The sequence below is a fragment of the Aquibium carbonis genome (assembly GCF_003970795.1).
GTDB lineage: Bacteria > Pseudomonadota > Alphaproteobacteria > Rhizobiales > Rhizobiaceae > Aquibium > Aquibium carbonis.
In genome coordinates, this window is record NZ_RWKW01000066.1 from 1 (window position 1) to 5,611 (window position 5,611).

Annotated in this window: 4 protein-coding genes; 1 reads left to right on the plus strand and 3 read right to left on the minus strand. The window is 66.7% G+C overall.

The features are described 5' to 3' along the window. The coding region (locus tag EJC49_RS17380) for a porin (protein WP_170314770.1) at window positions 1-658 on the plus strand (658 nt) is incomplete at its 5' end. A gap of 131 nt (window positions 659-789) precedes the next feature. Here the strand turns inward: EJC49_RS17380 and EJC49_RS17385 are convergent. The 3 genes from EJC49_RS17385 to EJC49_RS17395 form a co-directional block, all read right to left on the minus strand. Beyond that, window positions 790-1,866, minus strand: coding sequence for a glycosyltransferase family 2 protein (locus tag EJC49_RS17385; RefSeq protein ID WP_126701208.1), 1,077 nt, complete (start codon window positions 1,864-1,866; stop codon window positions 790-792). A gap of 174 nt (window positions 1,867-2,040) precedes the next feature. Continuing rightward, window positions 2,041-3,249 carry an FAD-dependent oxidoreductase gene (locus EJC49_RS17390; protein ID WP_245453448.1) on the minus strand — a complete coding sequence of 403 codons (1,209 nt, stop codon included), beginning with the start codon at window positions 3,247-3,249 and terminating at the stop codon, window positions 2,041-2,043. Window positions 3,250-3,668: 419 nt separating this feature from the next. Beyond that, the coding region (locus tag EJC49_RS17395) for a lytic transglycosylase domain-containing protein (RefSeq protein ID WP_148106308.1) at window positions 3,669-5,611 on the minus strand (1,943 nt) is incomplete at its 5' end.

Genomic DNA, 5,611 nt, shown 5'->3' on the forward strand with positions numbered 1-5,611 from the left:
CGCTTGGGCTGCCCCGTGGGGCCTGCCGGGCATCTCCCGCTTCGGCATCATGCACACCGACGCCGGCGGCCAGTATGCCTACCAGCAGCGCCAGCAGATCGGCTACACCTTCTCGGGCGGCAACGGCGTGTTCGGCTCGATCGTGCTCGAAGACGACACTCTGAATGGCGAAGGCTACATGCCGAACGTCGTCGGCGTGCTCGGCATCAGCCAGGGCTGGGGCGGCGTCTGGGGCAAGGTTGCCTACGACGACGAGTTCGACGCCTTCAACGCCATGATCGGCATGCAGTACAACATCCCGAACATGGCCGGCTCCAGCATCCGCGCCGGCTTCTTCTGGGCTGAAGAAGCGAACTTCTACGCGATCGACATGCCGATCACGCAGGGCGGTTCGAACGCCGCGATCGTCGGCGCCACCGAGTGGTCCGCGGTTCTGTCCTACAACCACGTCTTCAACGCTCAGTGGAGCGCGACGGTTGGCGGTCAGTACTTCAAGGCCTTCAACGGTGACGACGCCTGGCTCGTTCAGGCTGCAGCGGTCTGGACCCCGGTCACCAACTTCGAAGTCCGCCTCGAAGGCGCCTATGCCCAGGAAGAGTTCCTCGGCGGAGACATCGACTCGGCCAGCGGCTTCCTCCGCTTCACGCGCTACTTCTGATCGATCCCAGGATCGGTTCGAGAACCCGGCGGGCAACCGCCGGGTTTTCTTCGTCTGGGGATGCGGTTGCGCTGGTCGGCGCCCGTGCCCGCGGTCGCAGAGGCGCCGCTACCGTCCCGCGAAAGCGTCCTTCACGATTTCAGTAGACGCCGAAGGAAGTCGCCCGGTCGCGTTGCGCGGGGGCGGCGAAGCTTTTCGGTCTCGTCGATCAGACTCCGGTTCGCCGACTGAAGGGAGGCGAGCTCCTCGAGGAGCCGGTCGCGTTCAGACAGGGCGACGGCAAGGGCTGGGCTGGCGAGCGACGCGGGTTCGATCCAGCGTTCCAGATGTCCCTCTTTGGCCAGTCGCTCGAGACAGGATCTGATCGTCAACCCGCTCTCGTGGGGGGTTTCCGGCAGGTGATGGTAGCTCTGTTCGGGTCGCCAGACGGCGATCCGGTCGAGAATGAAATGCTGGAAGAAGAGCCGTTCCTCGATGGTGCCGCAGGCGGGTTGAACCGCTTCGATCAGGCCCGTGAAGAGCGTGGACCAGGACTCGCGTTTCCGCTCGACCGGCCAGTCGAACCATTGCTTGTGATAATTGTCCTTGTGGTCCAGCCGGTGGTACAGCGGCTCCGGCAACCTGACGAAACTGCCCCATCGCAAGACCTTGGCGAGCCAGACGAAGACCTCCGAAAGCGCGCGGAATTCGTCCGAACGAACCGGCCCCGCCTGGGCGACGGCCGCCGCGCGAATGATACCGCGCACGGGTTCGGGTCTCTTTTGTTCTATGAACTGGCGCAGGCGCGACAGCGTGTCACCCTCGATCGAAGGAGCGGCATCGAGGTCGTTGCGTCCGCCGTGCCACTGGCAGTCGGTGTAGAGGATTGCGGCCTCGGGATGCCGGTCGGCGAGCTGTAAAAGACGCTCGAAGAACTCGGGCGTCGTCCAGTCGTCGTGTTGACGGTAGCAGAAGAAGTCCCCCATCGGCTGACGGAGCAACCAATTGAAGTTGCCATACCAGTCCAGTCGCTCCGGCTGCACGACCATGCGAAAGCGACTGTCGGAGAGGAAGGGCCGGCACGCCTGCGCACTCCCTTCGTCGCCGCCGTCGATCGAGATGATCGCCTCGAATTCCCCGAAGGTCTGTTCCTGCAATGACTGCAGGGCTTTCCCGACCTGCTCCTGCCCCTTGTAGACGGGGATGCCGACCGTGATGTGTCTCGACATGTCGGCGCGCCTCCGTCTAGTGGACCGATTCCGAGATCTGCATCCCGCTGGGATGAGCGCCCGCGCAAATGTCGGCGGGTTCACGAGCAGATTCAGGTTTTGAATGGAGCTTTGAATTTGACATTTGACCGGTCGCCGGCCGTGAACGGAACGCGAATGTCCAATCCGCTCCCACTATCCGATCCGCGCGATCCGATCGGCGCAGATCTCCGCAAAGAACGGCGCCATCGTCAGTTTGCCCGGATCGACCGAGTGATAACGTCCCCAGCTGTGGACGCCGATCTCGTAGCGCTTGTGCAGCTCGCTTTCAGGATCGTCGATGTCGGTCTCGCCCCAGGCCACGATCGTCCCACCCTTGACGCGAAGGTCCTGCAAACCGTCCGGTTCGATCCGGCGGAGAGCCCTCACGATCGCGCCCAGGCTCGAAATCGTATCGTCGACCACCTTTGAACGGAACGGTTCGTCGGGATGGGTTGCCCAGGTCGGAGGCACGATCGCACGCGAATAGTCCAGCACGCAGGACGGATACCACGTCAGATAGGTGGTCATGTCGGGATAGCTCACGACCTCGCCGAACGGACCCGATATGAAGGTGACACTGGGCGGCCGCGGCCGATTCTCGGGCCAGGTAAAACTCACCCCGTACTTCAGGCGGTGTATCCACGCTCGTCCGGGATCGCGCCCCATCGTTCGGTCGAGGGCTATCCGGCCGTCCCACAGCGCATTGACGACGTGATCGAACCGCTCTTTTCTGCGCGCTTCGCCCATCCGCGTGGCCACGGTCACCCCGTCCCTGTTCTCGCTGGCGCTCTCGACTTCGTGTTCGAGCCGCATATCGATGCGGGGATGGGCCACGACCGCGGCGCGCAGTCGGCTCGCCAATTCGATCGGATCGATCGCGACCTCCGGCGTGTCAAAGACGGCAAGCACATCGGACGGATCGAACGCGGCGAGGCTTTCAACGTCGGACCATTGGCGCGGCGCAAGCGAAAGGTCGCGGCCGAAATAGTCATCGCGCCGTCCCGCTGACGCTTCCGCGATCAACGAATGCAGTGCGGCGAAGTAGGCTTTCACCTCGCAGACGCCATGCTGGCTTTCGCGATGAACGGCATAGGCGGCTGGCTCGGACGTGGTGAAACTCTCTGGCGAAGCGCCGAGATGTCGTTCCAGGAACGGCGCGAAGGCGAGCGCGCCTTCGATCATCACGCGCGCCGTGGACATGGAAGGATCCGCCGCGTACATCCAGCCGAGATGGACCTTGCCTTCGTTGGCGACCGCGGTTCGGGTGAGGATGTCGGACTGGCGATCGAACAGGACGACATCTTGTCCGCGATTGGCCAGCGCGAGGGCGATACAACATCCCTGCAATCCACCACCAAGCACCGCAACCGTCAAATTCAGGCTCCTTTCGCTGGGATTCAACTACCCACTCGCCGATCCATTGGCAAGCGACCCCGACGGGCAATGCGGCGCTGGGGCCGAGTTCTGGATGCATGGGAACAACGATCGCAGCTTGAGCCTGAAGGAACTGATCAACGATCTGGTCCCGACAGATCAGAAAACGTCTCCTCGCGATGATGCGACGGGTCACCAACGTCGAAGTCCGCCTCGAAGGCGCCTATGCCCAGGAAGAGTTCCTCGGCGGAGACATCGACGCGGCCAGCGGTTTCCTCCGCTTCACGCGCGACGTCTGATCGATCCCGGAATCGGTTCGAGAACCCGACGGGCAACCGCCGGGTTTTCTTCGTCACGGGATGCGGTTGCGCTGGTCGGCGCCCGTGCGGGCGGTCGCAGAGGCGCCGCTACCGTCCCGCGACGAGGTCGCGCGCGATCTCGGTCGTGCCGGTCAGGCGCATCTTGTAGACCTGATAGTTCTCCATCACCCGCTGCACGTAGTTGCGCGTCTCGGTGAACGGGATCCGCTCGATCCAGTCGACCACAGCGTCGATCTCGGCGCCGCGCGGGTCGCCGTAGCGCTTCATCCAGTCGCGGGCGCGGCCGGGGCCGGCATTGTATCCGGCAAAGGTCAGCACGTAGGAGCCGTCGAAGCGGCCGAGCTGGTCGGCGAGAAAGGCCGCGCCCAGCGTGGCGTTGTAGGCCGCGTCGGTGGTCAGCCGTGCCGGCGAATAGGCCAGCCCCGCGCCGCGCGCCATGTCGCGCGCCGTACCCGGCAGGAGTTGCAGCAGCCCGCGCGCGCCCGCTCCCGACACCGCGCTGGCGTTGAACTCGCTTTCCTGCCTGGCGATCGCGTAGGCCAGCGCCTCGCCTGCGCCCGAAATCTGTGCGTCCGCCGGTATGGCGCCGACGGGATGGGCCAGCGCGCCGATGTCGATGCCGCGCGCGGCCGCGATCTTGCCCACTCTCAGGGCCAGCGTATGGTCGCCGCGCTGTTCGGCCATGCCGGCCAGGAGCGCGATCTCGCGCGGGTTGGTCAGTTCCGCCGCCAGCCCGCGATAGAGCTGTTCGGCCCGCCCGGCATGGCCGGCCGCTTCCAGCCGGCGGATCGCCGCCACCGCCGGCCGGCGCGTGAACGCGAAACGTTCATAGGCGGTGGGCGTCGGCACGGACACCGGAATGGCCTGTCGCCCGAGCCGTGCGGCGGCGAGCTGGCCGTAGAACGCCGCGCCGAAGACGGCCGCTTCCTCATAGGCCAGGCCGGCGTCCCCGGGCGCGCCCGCTTCCATGGCCCGGCCCATCCAGTAGAAAGCCCGCGACTGCGAGATCGCGCCCGACGTCAGCTCGGCGATGCGCCTGAAATGGGTCAGCGCCGTTTCCGGCTGGTCGAGGAAGGACAGCGCATACCATCCCGCGTGGAACTCGGCGTCGGCGGCCATTGCCGGGCTTTCGGCCGTATGCGCGGCGGCAATGGCATAGGCGAGGTCGGGTCGGTCGATGTCGAGCATCTCGCGCGACAGCACCCGTCGTTCCACCCACCAGGCGTCCGGATCGGCCACGTCCTGTGCGTCGCGCGGCACCGACAGCATCGCTTCCGCCGCCTCGACGAATTTTCCGTCGCGGCGCAGCCACCGCGCCTTGGCGAACAGGTAGGCCGAGCCGCGCTCTTCCTCCGGCACCGCGTCCAGCAGCGCCCCGGCACTCCGCTCGCCGCCGTTCACCGCGCTCCAGGCCCTGGCCAGCGCCTCCGCGCCCACCAGCGGCGCCAGCCGCAGGGCCGACTGCGTGCGTTCGGCGTGCAGCATCCGCTCCATCCGGATGCGATGCTCGTGCACCGGCAGCATCGACCCGAACTCGGCGATCAGCCGCGCTTCCGTCGCGCTGTCCAGCCTTGCGCTGCGCCAGGTCGGCGCCAGCACCGCCACCGCGCGCGCCTCGTCGCCCAGCAGGCGGTGCGCGCGGGCCAGTTGCAGCGTTCCCTCCAGCGTGTTCGGCGGCCGGTCGGCGAAGGCGTCCACGATCGCCTGCGGCTCGGTCAGCGCCCGCAGCCTGGCGCGCTCGCGGTTGCGCTCGATCGCGTCCAGGCCGGGCCAGCCCTGAAGCTCCAGCGCCGCGGCCTCGATCTCGTCGGCGTCGATGGTGGAAAAGCCGCCGCTCGCCAGCGCCCAGGTCAGGATGGCGCGGTCGAGCGACCCCTCCGGCAGGCTGTCGCGGATCGCCTGCGCGGCGGCAATGCGCGTGGCGCCCAGCGCCTCGAGCCCGGTCCGGAGCGGATCCGCGGTCATCCCGATGGCCGGCGGCTCGATGGCGATCGAGCCGGTCACCGCCGCCGGGTCCGGGCGCGGCGAGG

Bases quoted from the DNA above. Each gene is read 5' to 3' on its own strand.
- EJC49_RS17385 (WP_126701208.1), bottom strand. From the start codon at position 1,866: ATGTCGAGACACATCACGGTCGGCATCCCCGTCTACAAGGGGCAGGAG.